Annotated in this window: 9 protein-coding genes and 1 pseudogene; 5 read left to right on the top strand and 5 right to left on the bottom strand. The window is 71.3% G+C overall.

Annotated elements, in window-relative coordinates; all coding sequences use genetic code 11:
* Nucleotides 1-5: 5 nt before the first annotated feature.
* From ACFYTQ_RS28075 to ACFYTQ_RS28060, 4 genes are read right to left on the bottom strand one after another with little or no spacing between them, the layout of a single operon-like run.
* Nucleotides 6-1,022 carry a replication-relaxation family protein gene (locus ACFYTQ_RS28075; RefSeq protein ID WP_387367354.1) on the bottom strand — a complete coding sequence of 339 codons (1,017 nt, stop codon included), beginning with the start codon at nucleotides 1,020-1,022 and terminating at the stop codon, nucleotides 6-8.
* Complete coding sequence (locus ACFYTQ_RS28070) at nucleotides 1,019-3,610, bottom strand: helicase HerA domain-containing protein (RefSeq protein WP_387367351.1); 2,592 nt, start codon at nucleotides 3,608-3,610, stop codon at nucleotides 1,019-1,021. The genes ACFYTQ_RS28075 and ACFYTQ_RS28070 overlap by 4 nt, the downstream gene beginning before the upstream one ends.
* Nucleotides 3,607-4,635 carry a TRM11 family SAM-dependent methyltransferase gene (locus tag ACFYTQ_RS28065; RefSeq protein ID WP_387367349.1) on the bottom strand — a complete coding sequence of 343 codons (1,029 nt, stop codon included), beginning with the start codon at nucleotides 4,633-4,635 and terminating at the stop codon, nucleotides 3,607-3,609. Before ACFYTQ_RS28065 ends, ACFYTQ_RS28070 begins: the two co-directional genes overlap by 4 nt.
* A 53-nt stretch (nucleotides 4,636-4,688) precedes the next feature.
* Nucleotides 4,689-5,303 (bottom strand): hypothetical protein, encoded by a 615-nt coding sequence (locus tag ACFYTQ_RS28060; RefSeq protein ID WP_387367346.1) that lies wholly within the window; start codon nucleotides 5,301-5,303, stop codon nucleotides 4,689-4,691.
* A gap of 499 nt (nucleotides 5,304-5,802) precedes the next feature.
* On the opposite strand from ACFYTQ_RS28060, the gene ACFYTQ_RS28055 reads away from it, so the two are divergent.
* The 4 genes from ACFYTQ_RS28055 (at nucleotide 5,803) to ACFYTQ_RS28040 (ending at nucleotide 11,925) form a co-directional block, all read left to right on the top strand.
* On the top strand, nucleotides 5,803-6,690 hold the full coding sequence (locus tag ACFYTQ_RS28055) for a hypothetical protein (protein ID WP_387367343.1): 888 nt from the start codon (nucleotides 5,803-5,805) through the stop codon (nucleotides 6,688-6,690).
* On the top strand, nucleotides 6,681-7,091 hold the full coding sequence (locus ACFYTQ_RS28050; protein ID WP_387367340.1) for a pilin: 411 nt from the start codon (nucleotides 6,681-6,683) through the stop codon (nucleotides 7,089-7,091). The genes ACFYTQ_RS28055 and ACFYTQ_RS28050 overlap by 10 nt, the downstream gene beginning before the upstream one ends.
* A gap of 302 nt (nucleotides 7,092-7,393) precedes the next feature.
* Nucleotides 7,394-8,968 (top strand): hypothetical protein, encoded by a 1,575-nt coding sequence (locus ACFYTQ_RS28045; RefSeq protein WP_387367337.1) that lies wholly within the window; start codon nucleotides 7,394-7,396, stop codon nucleotides 8,966-8,968.
* Nucleotides 8,965-11,925, top strand: coding sequence for a PrgI family mobile element protein (locus ACFYTQ_RS28040; protein WP_387367334.1), 2,961 nt, complete (start codon nucleotides 8,965-8,967; stop codon nucleotides 11,923-11,925). The genes ACFYTQ_RS28045 and ACFYTQ_RS28040 overlap by 4 nt, the downstream gene beginning before the upstream one ends.
* Before the next feature lie 128 nt (nucleotides 11,926-12,053).
* On the opposite strand, the gene ACFYTQ_RS28035 is transcribed toward ACFYTQ_RS28040, so the two are convergent.
* The gene (locus ACFYTQ_RS28035; protein ID WP_387367331.1) at nucleotides 12,054-12,293 is read right to left on the bottom strand and encodes a hypothetical protein; all 240 of its coding nucleotides are present in this window, start codon (nucleotides 12,291-12,293) and stop codon (nucleotides 12,054-12,056) included.
* Nucleotides 12,294-13,812: 1,519 nt separating this feature from the next.
* Here ACFYTQ_RS28035 and ACFYTQ_RS28030 point away from each other — a divergent pair.
* Nucleotides 13,813-14,820: pseudogene (locus ACFYTQ_RS28030) on the top strand (recombinase family protein); the annotation flags it as partial.
* Nucleotides 14,821-15,044: the final 224 nt, after the last annotated feature.

The following is a 15,044-nucleotide window of genomic DNA, read 5'->3' as shown; positions in this document are numbered from 1 at the left end:
CGGTCTCACCAGGGCTCGGGTGCGGGCGGGCGCGGGGGTGGTGGGGCGAGCAGGACCTGCCCGGCGAGCGTGGCCGTGGTCGTGGGTTCGGTGTCGAGGGTGTCGGGGTCGGGTGGGGTGCGCCGCGGCCAGGCGGCGGCCAGTTCGTGCACCCGAAGCCGCTCGGTTCCGCCGCTGTCGAGGGGTAGCCAGACCCGGTCGGCGGGGCTCGGGTCGGGAAGGGGGGTGAGGAGTTCGGCGGCGGCGGTGGCGACCGGTACCGTCCCGGGGTCGGGGAGTCGGTCCCAGGTGTGGCGCAACGCGTGCCGGGCGCTGGTCTCCCGGGCGAGGGTCGGCACCCAGAACAAAACCGGGGTGATGACCCCGGTGGTGCGGGCGAGTTCGCTGTAACCGCTCAGCTTGGCCGCGACGCGAGCCAGGGTGGTGCTGGCGAGGTCGTATTCGAGGAAGAAGTCGAGCACCGTGCCGGTGTGGGTGTGGCGGCCGAAGGCGTCGGGGCGGGCGAGGTCGCCCCACAGCCGTTGGCAGCGGTCCTGCGACCACCATGCGTCCACTCGCGCGCTCGCGTCGGGGTCGTCGTGGGGGTGGGGGTGGCGGGTGAGGGTGGTGAACCAGGTGTTGATGCCGAGGGTGTGGGTCAGGTGCACGCTGTGCGCCACGGCGAGGGCGCGTTGGGGGTTGTAGCCCAGCTCGCGGACGGTGACTCCGGCCTCGGCGGCGAGCACCGCGGCGCCGGGAGAGGCGAGGACCCAGTGCGAGGGCGCGCTGCCTCGCGGGCGCAGCGGCCGGAACCGGTCCACGACGCCGTAGCGGTGCAGCCGCGCCAGCCGCCGCAGGGCCAGTTTCGGGCTGGAGAAGGCCAAATCACCGAGCTGGAGGGTGGTCAGGACGCGGTGCTCTAGCAGCATCCGCAGGATCCAGCGGTCCCGCGCGGTCAACCGCGACACCAACACCACAACCTCGCCGCCCGAGGCGGGGCGGGGGGCACGCAGATCGGCTTGCCGGTCAGGGAAGGAGATCATCGGTGCGAGTGCCCCTTTCGTGCGGGGAGGCGGGGATCATGGCGGACCGCCGACCCGCCGGGGGACTCACCGCGGCGGGGAGCGGGCGGCGGGCTGGGTGGGGTCGCGAGGCGGGTGTGGGCGGCGGCGGCGATCTCGGCGGCGCGGCCCGGGATCGGCGGGGGCAGGGGGCGGGTGGTGAGGGTGAACGGGCGCGCGTTTTGGCCGTCGACGAGGAGACGGGCGGCGGCGTGGAAGGCGTCGAGGTGGGTGAGGTCGTGCACCGTCAGCCAGGGGTCGGTGTGGCGGGCCAGGTCACGGGCGTCCTCGGGGCTCACCGCGAAGATGATCTTGTTTCTCGCGTTGGCGGAGATGCCGTCGCGCAGTTCGCTGGTCAGCTGGCCGAGGTTCTGGTGGGCGAGCGCCAAGGACAGGCGCAGGCCGCGGGCTTCGGCGAGCATGTCCTCCACGGGCGTGCTGAGATTCAGAAAATTTTGCGCCTCGTCGAGCACGAGGGAGGCGTCGGGCCGGTTGGCGGCGGGGACGCGGGCGCGGGCGGTGGCGGCTTGCCAGGTGCGGGCGACCAGCAGTGACCCGACCAGGCGGCTGGTCTCCTCCCCGAGCGACCCCTTCGGCACGCGGGCCAAACAGATTCCGCCGTGGTCGAGGACATCGGCGAACTCGACAGTCGACGGTCCGCCCGCGAGGGCGGCGCGCACGAACGGCCGCAACAAGAAAGCGCGGAGTTTGTTCAACAACGGGCCGATGAGTTGGGCGCGGCCGGTGTCGCTGAGTTGTTCGTAGCTGTCCCAGAAGCCGCGCAGGACCGGGTCGGGAGTGGTGCGGGTGACCCTTTGGCGGAAGGCGGGCTCGGTGAGCAAACGCGGGAGATCGGCGAGGGTGGGGGTGCCGGGTTGGGCGCACAGGGTGAGCAGGCTCGCCCGCATGATGTCGTCGGTGCGCGGCCCCCACCACGCCTTGTAGATCCGGTGGAACACGGTCACGAGGTTGTCCACCGTGAGGTCGAGCCCGGTCCGGCCGATCCGGCCGATGTCGAGGGGGTTCACGCACGGGGGTGGGGCAGTGGAGTCGGCGTCGAACAACACGACCCGGTCGGCGAAGCGCGACGGGAGCCGGGACAGGATGTCGGTGACGAGGTCGCCTTTGGGGTCGATGACGATCACGCCGCGTCCGGCGTCGGCGTCGTCGAGGATCACCCGCGCCAGCAGGGTGGATTTCCCGACCCCGGTGGGGCCGAGGATGTGCAGGTGGTGCCGGGCGTCGGACACCTTCACTGCGACCGGGCGGCGACTGCCGCTGTCGGCGAGGCCGAGGGGCTTGGTGTGAGGCCCGGAGGTGGGGATCTGCGGGGCGGGGGGCAGGGCGCGGGCTCCGGCGCGGTGCAGGCCGGGCAACCCGTCGTCGCTGGGGAGGTGCGCGATCGCGGCCAGTTCCGGCACCGACAGCACGTCCCCGCGCCCGAGCCGCCGCGCACCCAGCAACGCGTCGACGCGGACGCGGCGGCGTCGCCGGTAATAGTTGTGATCCGACACCGCCCCGAACACCGTCGCCAGGGCGTCGGCGCGGCCCCGCGCCACCGCCCGCGCCCCCGCGACACCCGCCCGCCCGGAGGTTGCGCCGTCCTCACCGTCCGCGCCGTCGTCGGGGACAGGGACGGAGACGGCGTAGCGCACGACGGTCTCCCAGTGCGGGCCGCGTGCTTTGATCGCGGCGGCGCGTGCGGCGGCGGCGTATTCCAACCGGGTCTGCTGATCGGCGGGCCGCGCGTCGACTGCGCCGCTGCTGCGGGGGGTGCGGGTGGTGGGGCCGGGGGTGAGCAGGTTCAGCACGTCGAGGGCGAGGGCGGCGGCCAGCCCGCTCGCCGCGCCGCCGGTGCGGCCGGTGCGGCCGGTGCCGGGGGTGCGGGTGGCGCGGGCGACGCGGCGGCCGGTGACCGGGCGGGCGAGGATCTGCACGCACGCGGCCTGGCCGGGGCCCAGGTCGTCGGCGGCGGTGATCAGATCCCGCACCAGATCCCCGTCGTAATCGGTGCGGATCGGCAGCCCCTCGCGGCGGCCCAGCCGCAATTCGCCCCCGGCCACCACCCGCCGCCGACCCGCTTCGGGTTCGGGCAGGGGCGGTGGCGCGGTGTGGTCGGTGGTGGTGTGCGCGCCCGGCCACGCGGAGGTGACGGCGCGTTCGATCAACCCGGGCGGGACGCTGGCGGGGACCCAGAGCCGGATCGCGGCCCCGTCCTCGGGGGTGACGGTGTACTCGAAGCCCAGATGCGGCTGCCCGAACAACACCCTCGCCCAGGCGGGGCGCAGCTGCCCGATCAGGTGAGCCCAGAACGCGAGCGCGCCTTTCGGATCGGCCTCGGGCGGGGTGAGCACGGTGACCAGCCGCGCCTCCGCGCTCAACCGTCGCCGCCGCAGACTCACTGCCGCCCGTGCCGCGGCGAGCACGCACACCGCCACCGCCGCCGCGGCGACCGCGGCCGGGATCGAGGCGGCGTGCTCGACCCGGGCGCCGAGGTCACCGAACACCGTGTCGGGGTGGAGCAGGATCCGGCCCAGCCACCCCTGCTCCGGGTTCGCGAGGGTGCTCACGCGGCCACCGCCGGGTGCGCGGTGCTGACGCCCCAGAACGGGGCGGCCCCGAACTGCGGGCGGGGACCGTGCCCGCTGCCGGTGGCCGTGGCGGTATCGGGTTTGCGCAGCACGATCACGTCCTCATGCGCGATCAAATGCATCGGCAGCCCCGCCGCCCGGTTCTTGATGATGAAGTCTCGTTGGAAGAAGCTGCTGCGGGCGACGAGGTCGCCGTCGGCCAACCGCCCCAGCAGCGCCACGCACCGCTCGACCGGGACGAGCCCGGCCAGGGTGCCGCAGGTGATCAGATGCGCGGGCAGGTTCACCAGTTCTGCGTGCTGCCGCCACGGGCGCGCCGTGATCACCACGTGCCCGCCGGGGGCGAGGTAGTCGGCGGCCCCGCCCAGGATGCGCGTGAATCCCGACAGCAAGCGGCCGAGGCCGACGTTGGCGAGATTGCCGCGGTCCAAGGTCGACCCGTAGCGGTGATCGAACTTGTGCACCTGGTGGCCGGGACGGATGCGGACGTGGCCGTGGACGGAGTCGCCGTAGGGCGGGGAGGTGATCACCAGCCGCACCCGCCCGCGCAGCGAGTCCGGTAGGAGTGCGGGGAGTTTGCGGGCGTCGCCGGTGTAGACGGCGGCGTCGAGATCGATCCCCGCCTCGCGGGCGAGCCCGATGTTGGCGCGGGCGAGGTCGGCCCAGCGGGGTTCGTATTCGACGCCGATCGCGCGGCGGCCGGTGTGGAGGGCTTCGACCAGGGTGGTGCCGATCCCGCACATCGGATCCAGCACCAGATCACCCGGGGCGGTGTAGGTGGTGACGGCGTGGGTCACGATTGCCGGGAGCATCTTCGCCGGATGCTTCACGCTGTCGGGGTGGTAGCGGCGGCCCCTCCGCTGCACGGCGGGCGTGGCCTGGCCCGTCGCCCACACCGACACCGGCACCGACGTGATGGAGAGGGCCTCGGTTCCAGTGCCCGAGTCGCCGCTGCCGGGGGTGGCCTCGGGGGTGGTGGGGGTGGGGGTGGGGTCGAGAGTCATGCGAGTGTCCTTCGAGTCGAACCGGGGTCGAGGGGGAGTGGCCGGGCGGGGGGTCATGCGGAGGGGCGGAGGAACACGAACACGTCGGTGTGCACGACGACATGCGGTGCGGGCAGCGGGTCGGGGGCGTCGGCGGGCGGGGCGGCGGGGATGGTGTCGCCGGTGACGGGGGCGGCGATAATGTGCTGGAGGTAGAGCAGGTCGGCGGCCTGGGCGGCGGCCACCACGGCACCGGCCGGATCGAGCAGCACCCCGCCGCGGGTGTGGCGGCAGCGGGCGAGCACGACCAGCACCGCCCCCGCCCCCATCCGCTCCACCGCCGCATCGACCGCGCGGTCGGCGGCGTCCGCCTCGGTGTCCTCGCCCAGCAGCGTGACCACCACGAGATCGGCGGACTCCTCGAGACCGGGGGCGGTGTGGCGGCCCAGGGCGCGCACCGCCGCCTGCGCGGCCTCGGTGTCGGGCTCGGCCACCCGCAACCCGCCGCGGGTGGTGGGGGCGGGCCACCCGAGCAACGCCACCCGCTCGCCAGGCGCGGAGAACTCGCGCACCGCGCGCGACATGATCGGTGCGGGCCACCGCTGGCCGGGGTCGAGCGGGCCGGGGCCGATCGCCCAGAGGGTCGACGGCACCACCACAGTGGCCGAGGCGGGGGAATTCGCAAGCATGAGAAGAGCGCTCCTTGGTGAGAGAGGACTGTCACTCACCTACTTCCGTCGAAATCGTCTTTTCGGGACACCGCCCGGAAAAATTCTTCGACGCAATCCGAGCGAGTGGGGGCTGGGGCGATATCGCCGCCGCGATGAGAAATCTGGCTGGCCAGAAATCCAGGGAGAATTCTGACCATTAGCTCGGGGAGGAACACGGCATGTCCCGGCGGCAGCCGCACCGCATCCTGATCACACCCGCTCGTACACATCTACTGGTAGAGACACTGTTTGTGAGGGGCTGAGGTGCGAGAGTGAGAGGGTTCACCGGTTGATAGCCGAGTTCATCGGGTGTGGTGTGGATGTTTTGCGGGGGTGTTTTGGGTGTGCTGTGGGTGTGGTTTGGGTGTGGGTGTTCGGTCTGCTTGTGAGGTCGGAATTCTTTTCGTGACTTCACGAGCAGGAGTTGATGATGGCGAATTCGAGATCGAGAAACCACGCGAGCCCGGGAGGGTCGCCGTTGGAGGTGGTATCGGCGGCATTCGACCGCCTCGCCGACCACCGTCTGCCCGCCGATCTTCTACCGCTCCCGCTCCCGGTCCCGGGCGCGGACGCGGCGGGTGGCTGGGTGGAGTCGTGGGCCGGGTTGCGGGCGCTGTTGTGGGACCGCGCGCTGCCGATCGCGGCGGTCGACGCGATCTGGGCGCGGTTGATCGGCCACGCCCGCGGACACGGCGGCGACGCGACCCTGGTGTGCGCGGGTTCGGCGGTGCCGATGCTCGCGGGGATGGCGAGTTTGTTCGCCGCGCCGGGCAGCCGGGACCGCCACGACGTCGAAGCCGACGTGCTCGCGGGTTTCCTCGCCCACCTGGGCCGGGTCGAGCTGGAGGGCCCGGGGTTGTGGCATCGGCTGCGGTGGGCGGCCTACCGCGCGGCGGACCGGGCAGCGCGCCACCAGCCCGTGCTGCCGCTCCCCGACCTCGACCGCGATCTCGACTGGCTCGGCGCCGCGAGGCCGGTGGCAGGAGCCCGACCGGGTCACCCGGAGGCGGTACTGGCCGAGGCGGTCGCGGCCGGGGTCCTCAGCCCGGAGGCCGCGGAGTTGATCGCTGAGTCGCGGTGGGAACGCCGCACGCTCACCTCGCTGGCTCGTGCGCGAGGGCAGTCCCCGTACCGGTTGCGCAAGCTGCGCCGCCGCGCCGAACACGCCCTGCTGCCGTGGCTGACCGACCGCGCCCGCGACCTCGGCGACACCCACACCGTCGAGGCCCAAGCGATCATCGCCCTGCCCGACAACCCCGCCCCACCCACACCCCACAGCCCTCGCCAGCGAGAACCGCACGCGCCCACCGCGGCGCGCCCGCGAACCGGATTCGACGGATACGAGGAGGTGCGGGCATGCGCGTGACACGAATCCTCGACAACACCCCCCGCCTCACCCGCGGCCCGCGGCGACGCCGCCTGCGGTGGCTGACGGTGCTGGTGGTGGCGGCAGCGGTGCTCGTGGTGTCGGCGGCCTCAGCGTCAGCCGCGCCGCCCGCGCCCTCGGTGCAGGGCGAGCAGGTGCTGGCGATCGCGTCGTCGCTGGGTCAGGTGCTCGACAATCTGCGCACCTGGTTGATCGGGCTCCTGGCGGCGCTCGCGACAGTGTGCCTGACGGTTGCTGGGGCGCGGTATCTGATCGGTGGGGGCGATCCGGGCGAGCTGGAGAAGGCCAAGACCGCGCTGCGGGCGGCGTGTGTGGGCTACGCGCTGGCGATGCTGGCACCGGTCATCGTCGACGTCCTCAAATCCATCGTCGGAGCCTGAGCATGAACACGCTGGCTCCCACCCGGCCCGCCCCCGCGCCGCGACGGGCACCCTGCATCAGGCGAGTCTCGGCCGCCGCGGTGGGGGCGGTGCTCGCCGCGGCACTGACCATCCTGATGGGCGGCGGGACCGCTGGGGCGCAGCCGCCGCTCCCGCCGGTACCCCCCACCATCCCGACAACGCCCACACCGCCTGTCACGAGCACACCGGCACCTTCGCCGCCCCCGGGGGTTCCGTCCTCGCGGTGGGCTCCGCCTCCACCGACGACCTCGGTGCCCCCCTCGGTCCCGCCGAACCCGGGGGTGACCGGCCCGCTGGTTCCGCCCCCGGATTCGCCCGGCGGGGGCGGGTGCGGGGTGATCAACATCGGCGGCTGCGTGGCGACCGCGATCGACGGATTCTTCCAACGGCTGGTCGACTCCGGCCTGGACCCGATGCTCGGGCTGCTGTCACACACCCTGCTCACCACGCCGGGCCCGGACGACTTGCCGCAGACGAAAGCACTGTGGTCGCAGTCGTGGGAGCTGGTGGTCGCGGTGTACGGGCTGCTGGTGATGGCGGCCGGAGTCCTGTTGATGCTGCGCGAGACGCTGCAAACGCAGTGGTCGCTGCGCGAGCTGGCACCGAGGCTCGTGGTCGGGTTCGTCGCGGGGGCGATGAGCATGGCCCTCGCCACCGCCGCGATCGGTCTGGCCAACGCTTTGGCCCAGGCGGTCGCCGGGGACGACGGCGAGTCCGACTCGGCCGCGGCGGCGTTGCGGCAGTTGGTCGGGGCCGGGGCGCACACCGGGATCTTCGCGCTGCTGCTGATGAGCGCCCTGCAGGTGATGCTCGTGGTGCTGTTGGTGACCTACGTGGTGCGGGTCGTGGTCACCATCCTGCTCATCGTCGCGGCCCCGCTCGCCCTGATGTGTCACGCGCTGCCCGGCGCGGACGCGGTCGCGCGATGGTGGTGGCGCTCGTTCGCGGCGTGCCTGGGCATCCAGGTCGCGCAATCACTGATCCTGGTCACCGTCGTGCGAGTGTTCCTCACCCCCGGCGCGTGGGGGTTCTTCGGCCCCACCAAAACCGGGATGGTGGACCTGGTCGTCGCGCTCGCGTTGATGGCCGTGTTGATCAAAACACCGTTCTGGCTGCTGTCGACCCTGCGGATCGGGAACGGCCGTCGCACCTTCATCGGGTCGCTGGCCCGCGGCTACGTCGCCTACAAAACCTTCGGCCTGCTCAAGGGCGGCGGCGCAGCCCGCACCGCCGCTCGGTCGGCCTCGCGAGCGCGCCGCACCGCTGCTGGGCCGCCCGACCCGTACGCGCGGGTGCGCGCCACCCGCGACGGGCAGCTGATGCTTCCCCTCGAAGGCGTGCACCGCGTCCGCAAACCCCGCCGCGACCCCCCACCCTCCCCGTCCGCCGGTGCGCAGCCGAAACCCGCCCGCCCGGCACGGGGCAGGCAGCTCGCGTTCGACTTCAGCTCCACTGAACCCGACCCCTACCGGGGGATCCGGCCCCGCCGCGACGGCCAGTACCCGCTGCCGATCCCCGTGACCCGGGTCAGCAAACCCACCTCACCGCCCGGACCGCGGCCCGCGGCGCGCGCCCCGGCGGTGCCGCGCGGTCGCCGCCCGGAGCAGCTCGCGTTCGACTTCGACACGCCCGCGCCGGGCGGGGACGACCCCTACGCGGGGATCCGGCCGCGCCGCGACGGCCAGTACCCGCTGCCGTTCCCCGTGACCCGGGTCAAACCCGCCCCGCCGCCGCCCCCGCCTCCACTCCCGCCTGCGCGGGTGCGGCCGGTGGGGCGGCAGTTGCATCTTCCGTTGCCTGATCTGCCGGTGCGTCGCCGCGCGCCGCGCGCTCCCCGAGGAGGAACCCTTCGATGACCACGACCGTGCGGATCCCCGCCGACGTCGACCGCGGCGACCGGCTGCTGGGCCCGTTCACCGCCCGCCAGCTCGCCGTCCTCGCAGCCACCGCCCTGCTGCTCTACGCGGCATGGCTCGCCAGCCGCACCCTGATCCCGCCCCTGGCGTTCCTCGCCGCCGCCACACCCCTCGCGAGCCTCGTCACCGTCGCGATCCTCACCCGCCGCGACGGCCTCCCCGCTGACCTGCTCCTCGTCGCCGCGATCCGCCACCGCCTGCGCCCACGGCACCTCGTCACCGCCCCGGAGACCGGGGTCATCGCGAGGGCGCCGAGATGGATCACCGACCGAACGAGGCGAGCACGCCCGCGCCCCCCGGTCCCGACCCCACTCGCGCCCGAGGCGTTGCGGTTGCCGGAGGCGGTGGCCCCGCGCGGCGGGATCGGGGTGATCGACCTCGGGGCCGACGGGTTGGCGGTGGTCGCGGTCGCGGGCACCGTCAACCTGTCCCTGCGCACCCCGACCGAACAAGACGCGCTGGTGGGTCAGCTCGCGGGCTGGCTACACACCCTGCGCCAACCGGTGCAGATCCTGCTCCGCTCCGCCCGCCTCGACCTCACCCCCTACCTCGCCACGCTGCACGCCGCCACCAGCGACATGTCCCCGGAGCTGGCTGACGCCGCCCACGACCACCTCACCCACCTGACCGACCTCGCCACCGACGACCACCTCACCCGCCGCCAGGTCCTGCTCATCTGGCGCGACCCCCTCGACACCCTCACCGCCCCCTCCGGCCTCGGGCTGCGCGGACGTCGCCGGGCCCGGCGGGGGGTGTCGGAGGCGGCGCGGCGGAGCGCGGAGTCGCGGCTGCTGCGCCGGATGAGCGAGGCCGCCGACACCCTCGCCCCGCTCGGGGTCACCGTCAGCGCCCTCGATGACACTCAAGCCGCCGCCGTCCTGACCAGTTGCTGCAACCCCGACCACCTCGTCACGACCGAGGAGACCACCGCCCGCGACACCGTCGTCACCACGGCGACCGGGTTCGCTGACACCGGCCTCACCGTCGAGGATCCGTTCGCGCCCCGGGGTGGGTTCGGGCCGGAGTCGGTCACGATCGGCACCCGCCACCTCGTGCTCGGCGGGGACTGGACGACCACGCTCGCGGTCACCGGCTACCCCCGCGAGGTGACCGCCGGGTGGCTGTCTCCGCTGCTGTCGCACCCCGGACGCGTCGACGTCGCCGTCCACATCGACCCCGTCGACCCGGTCACCGCCGCCACCCGCCTGCGCCGCCAACTCGCCCGCCTCGAATCCTCCCGCCTGCACGACGCCGGACGCGGACGGCTCCCCGACCCCCACGTCGACGTCGCCGTCGAAGACGCCGCCGACCTGTCGGCGCGGGTGGCGCGGGCCGAGGCGCGCCTGTTTCGGGTGGGGGTGTATCTGTGCGTGCACGCCGACAGCGAAACCGAGTTGGCCGAGGAGGTCGCCGCGGTGCGCGCGCTGGCGGCGAGCCTGCTCGTGGACACCTGCACCCTGTCCTACCGCGCCGCCCAAGCCTGGGCCACCACCCTGCCCCTCGGCCTGGATTTGATCCGGGTCCAGCGCACCTTCGACACCCCCGCCCTCGCCGCGATGGTGCCGTTCGACTCCCCCCAACTGCCCGTCGCCGACCCGGTCGCGGCCACCCGCCCCCACGGCGTGCTCTACGGCCGCGACGCAGGCGGGGGACTGCTGATCGTGGACCGGTTCGCCCCGGAAGCCCACAACCACAACACGGTGATCCTCGGCCGCAGCGGCGCTGGGAAGTCCTACCTGGTCAAAACCGAGATCCTGCGCTCGCTGTATCGGGGCATCGAGCAGGTGGTGATCGATCCCGAAGACGAGTACCGCCGCCTCGCCCACGCCGTCGGCGGCACCCACATCCGCCTCGGCACCCGGCACCGGCTCAACCCGTTCGACCTGGAAATCCACACCCACCCCGACGGCCGCCACACCGCCCCACCCGACGCCCTCACACGGCGAAAACTCGTCCTGCACACATTGATCCAGGTCTTGCTCGGCGACCAAACTCCCGCCCAGCGCGCCGCGCTGGACACCGCTCTGACCGCGACCTACACCGCCGCCGGGATCACCGACGACCCCGCCACCTGGACCCGACCCGCCCCCACCCTGACCGAGCTGCGCGAGCATCTGACCCGCCTCGGCGCACCCGCCGCCGCGGAACTGGCCGCCGCGTTGCATCCGTATGTCGCGGGCGGGGCGTTCGCCGACCTGCTCGACGGCCCCACCACCATCAACCCCGACGGCGGGCTGGTGGTGTTCTCGCTGCGGGACCTGCCCGAGGAGTTGATGGCGATCGGGACCCTGCTCGTGCTGGACGCCACCTGGCGGCGCGTGGCGAACCCCGCCGACCGGCGGCCCCGCATGGTCACCGTCGACGAAGCCTGGCTGCTCATGCGCCAACCCGCCGGAGCCCAATTCCTGGCCCGAGCGGCGAAAGCCTTCCGCAAACACTGGGCCGGACTCACCGTCGCCACCCAGGACTGCGCCGACGTGCTGTCCACCGACCTCGGGCGCGCGATCGTCACCAACGCGTCCACCCAAATCCTGCTCCGCCAAGCCCCCCAAGCCATCACCGAGGTCGCCGCGGCGTTCCGGCTTTCCGAGGGCGAGCAGCAATTCCTGCTGGCCGCCGGGCGCGGCACCGGGTTGCTCGCCGTCGGGACCGATCGGGCGATCTTCGCGTCGTTGGCCTCACCCGCGGAGAACGCGCTGATCACCAGCGACCCGAACGAACTGGCTGCCCTCGACACCAGCGACAGCAGCGATGACATCGACATCGACCGGTCGATGTCGCTGAGACCGCTCACCGAACCCGACCCTGATCCCACGGCCGCGCTCGACGCCTGCGGTGAGGTCACCGTCGACACCGCCTACGAGCAAGCCGCGTTTAACAGGAGAGAAGCGGCATGACCCGTGCTTCACGCCCTCGCTGCACATGGGCTTGCTCCCGGGGGCGTTGCCGCATGAGTGATTCTGCGTTTCGACTACGCCTTGTATGGTCACGAGTTACAGCCACCGCGACCGACACGCGAAACATGTCAGTGTCCGAAAAGATGCAGACGACTCGCCACCTGCGTGCCAATCACACCGGCAGCGCCACTCGCGCTTGCGATTACCCAGCGGAACCGCTCAAGTGCCCTGATCCGCGTTTCGTGGTCGACATTGCCAGCTACAAGCTGTTCGACCTTGGTTTCCAGGCGGGCAAGCCTTTCCGCCTCCTCAAGGCCGCGGCTCGGCTGTGCAGGCAACTCCGGACGACCCGATGCGAAAATAGACATGAGGAACTAACCCCTTCCGGGATCTCGTTCCTGGTACCCATCTCCAGGCGGCCACGTGCATGGACTGAGGAGCGTCCAAGTCTCACTTATGCGGCGCGGGCCCTGTTAAATTGACGGTCAACTCTATCATGAGCGGCCAACCGACCTCGGGCGAGCCATCCATCGATCCGGTGGAGGTACGAAAACCCCGCTGCGCCAAGCAATTTGGTACTCGCGGGGCGCGCCCGATCGGTCAGGATGGAGGCCCGCAATCGCTTTCTCGGCCAGCGGCCTAGGCATGGTCGCCAGGATGTCTTCCGAAGGCGGCTCCGGCTTCATAGCTGCTTCCATCAACTCAGAGGAGCCCAATTTTACATGTCCGTGCTTGCATCCGACCTGCCACCATCGGTCGAGCCCGTCCCAACAGTCAGCGAAAGCCCAGTTGCAAATACCATGCCTCCTCTTTCCGCTCGACGTTTTGCCAACAAAGTAGAAGCGCTGTGCGTCGACCCTGCGAAATTCGTATACCCTGCCAAGCTGGCAACCATTGTCGGGGCACCGAAAGACCACCTGCGGAAGGGTAGAGCGGCGGCGCTGACTCAAGCTTGCAAGTTCGGCGGCGTACCATTCGCTGGCCTTTTTCCACACTGCCAGTTCAGCAGGCCAGGTTACGCTGCGTTGCCAATCGTGATAAGCGCGCCAGCCTTCCGAACTCTTGAGCATACCTCGCTGCAGTTCAGCTCGCCGTTCGTAGCCAGCCGTAGCGTCAAGCTCGGACTGCCACTCGTCCCACGGCTCAGGTCCAAACACTGCCACCCCCGCAGCACCCCCTCTCTACGCCTCGTAAACAACGCCGATGATACCGATTCCCGGGGGTGCAGGCGCGGCCAGGCGACGAGCCGAGGGCCTATCGGTTTCTCCAGGCGGGCCAGGCCCTGGGCCGTGGTTCGGGTCCATGCCGTCTTCGGGCACAGGGCCTCCCTGGGATTCCTGTGCGGTGTTTCTGCGCGCGGATTACGGCCGATTGGAATAGCAACCGGCAGCGGCGCTACACGAGACGATTGCTTGACAATTCCGGCACATGGAGCGTCCATTACGTTTTGCGCCATTGATTTGCCGATACCTGAATCGGTGCGTGCGACCAGAAATCGCATTGTTTCGGGGATTGGGCGACGGCGCGGAGAGAAAACGCGAGAAGTATTCCGCTCGAGAAATCGAAGCAACCGGAGAAAGGGATGGAGTTGGACGAGAGAACTACGGACGAGACGGTCGTGCCGCTACACGAAAGAAGGACCGTGCGCCGGTCACGACGGGCGCGGCGTCTCGCGGACGGGCGGGTCGGCGAGCTGACGGTGTCGTTCCAGGTGCGCTACGTCCACGGCGCTGAGGCCGACCGTGTCTCCGCCGCGCAGGCACGCGCGCTCGCCGCCCTGCTGCGATGGGCCGCCGCCTCCGCTGCGACCGCGCCGACTCCGGTCGAGCAGGCGATCGAGCGCGGCCCCGTGACAGGCCGCGACACCGGTGAGGAGGCCGCAGCGTGATGATGCCCGAAATAGCAACCGGCACAGCCGATTCGCTGGGATTGATGGGTCTCGGTGATCAGGCGCAGGTCCCGGTCGCGGTGTTCCTGCGGACCTCGACGCGGGATCTGCAGGACCCGACGTTGTCGCTGCCACGGCAGCTGGAGAACTGCCGCAGCGTGTTGCCGCCGGGATTCGTGATCGTCGCGTTCTTCTACGACGTGGAAAGCTCCCGTAAAGATCTCGATGAGCGCGGGTTCGGTCACGCCCACGAAGCGTTCGACATCCCGATTCCCCGCGATGGCGGGTTGGCCGATCTGCTGGCCGAGGCCAAACACCCCGGGCGGCGCTTCGAAGCGGTCGTCGTGGAGGAGATCGAACGCGCCGCTCGCTGGACCCACCAATCCACTCAGCTCGAACACGAGCTGGAATCGGTCGACGTGCCGCTGTTCGCCGCCGACGAGGGACCGATCGCCCTGACCGAGAAGCGAGCCACCCAGATCCTGGTGCGGCGCGTGAAACAGGGTGTGGCCGAGTGGATGCTGCGGCACACCCTCGAACAGTCCATGGAGGGGTTCCGCGAACACGCCCGACAGGGCTGGAACATCGGCAAAGCCTGCCACGGCTACCTCAACGACCACGTCCCGCACCCCGTCGCGGCCAAACGCGAGGAGGGCCGCACCAAGTCCCGTCTCGTCGTGGACCCCGAGCGGTCGCCAGCGGTGGTGCGGATCTATCAGTGGCGGCACGACGAGCGTCTCGCCTACAAGGTGATCGCCCAGCGGTTGAACCAGGACCTGGACCGTTACCCGCCGCCGCGCCCCAATCGCGGGGAACGGGCACGCGGCTGCTGGACCACCTCGTCGGTGCGGGAGATCCTGATCAACCCGAAATATACGGGGTACATGGTGTGGAACCGGCGAGCCAGCAAGAAGGGCGGAAAGCTCAACCCGCCCGAGAAATGGATCTGGTCACCCCAACCGACTCATGAGCCGCTGGTCACCCGGGAGATGTGGACCGCCGTGCAGCAGATCGCCGCCGCCCGGCAAGGGTCGCGGATGAGCGGCAAGAACAGCCATCCGGCGACCCGCCGCACCTACGTGCTGCGCTATTACGTGCACCACCGGCAGTGCGCGAAGCGGATGTTCGGCAAAACCCGCAAAGGTCACGCCTACTACACCTGCCAGCCCCAACTCGACCGTGTCGGTGACCCCAGCGCCTACGCCGACCACCCCCGCGCGGTGTACGTGCG

Origin of the sequence: Nocardia sp. NPDC004068 (assembly GCF_042874315.1) — a bacterium.
Classification (GTDB): Bacteria; Actinomycetota; Actinomycetes; order Mycobacteriales; family Mycobacteriaceae; genus Nocardia.
This window is presented reverse-complemented; position numbering and strand designations above follow the sequence as displayed.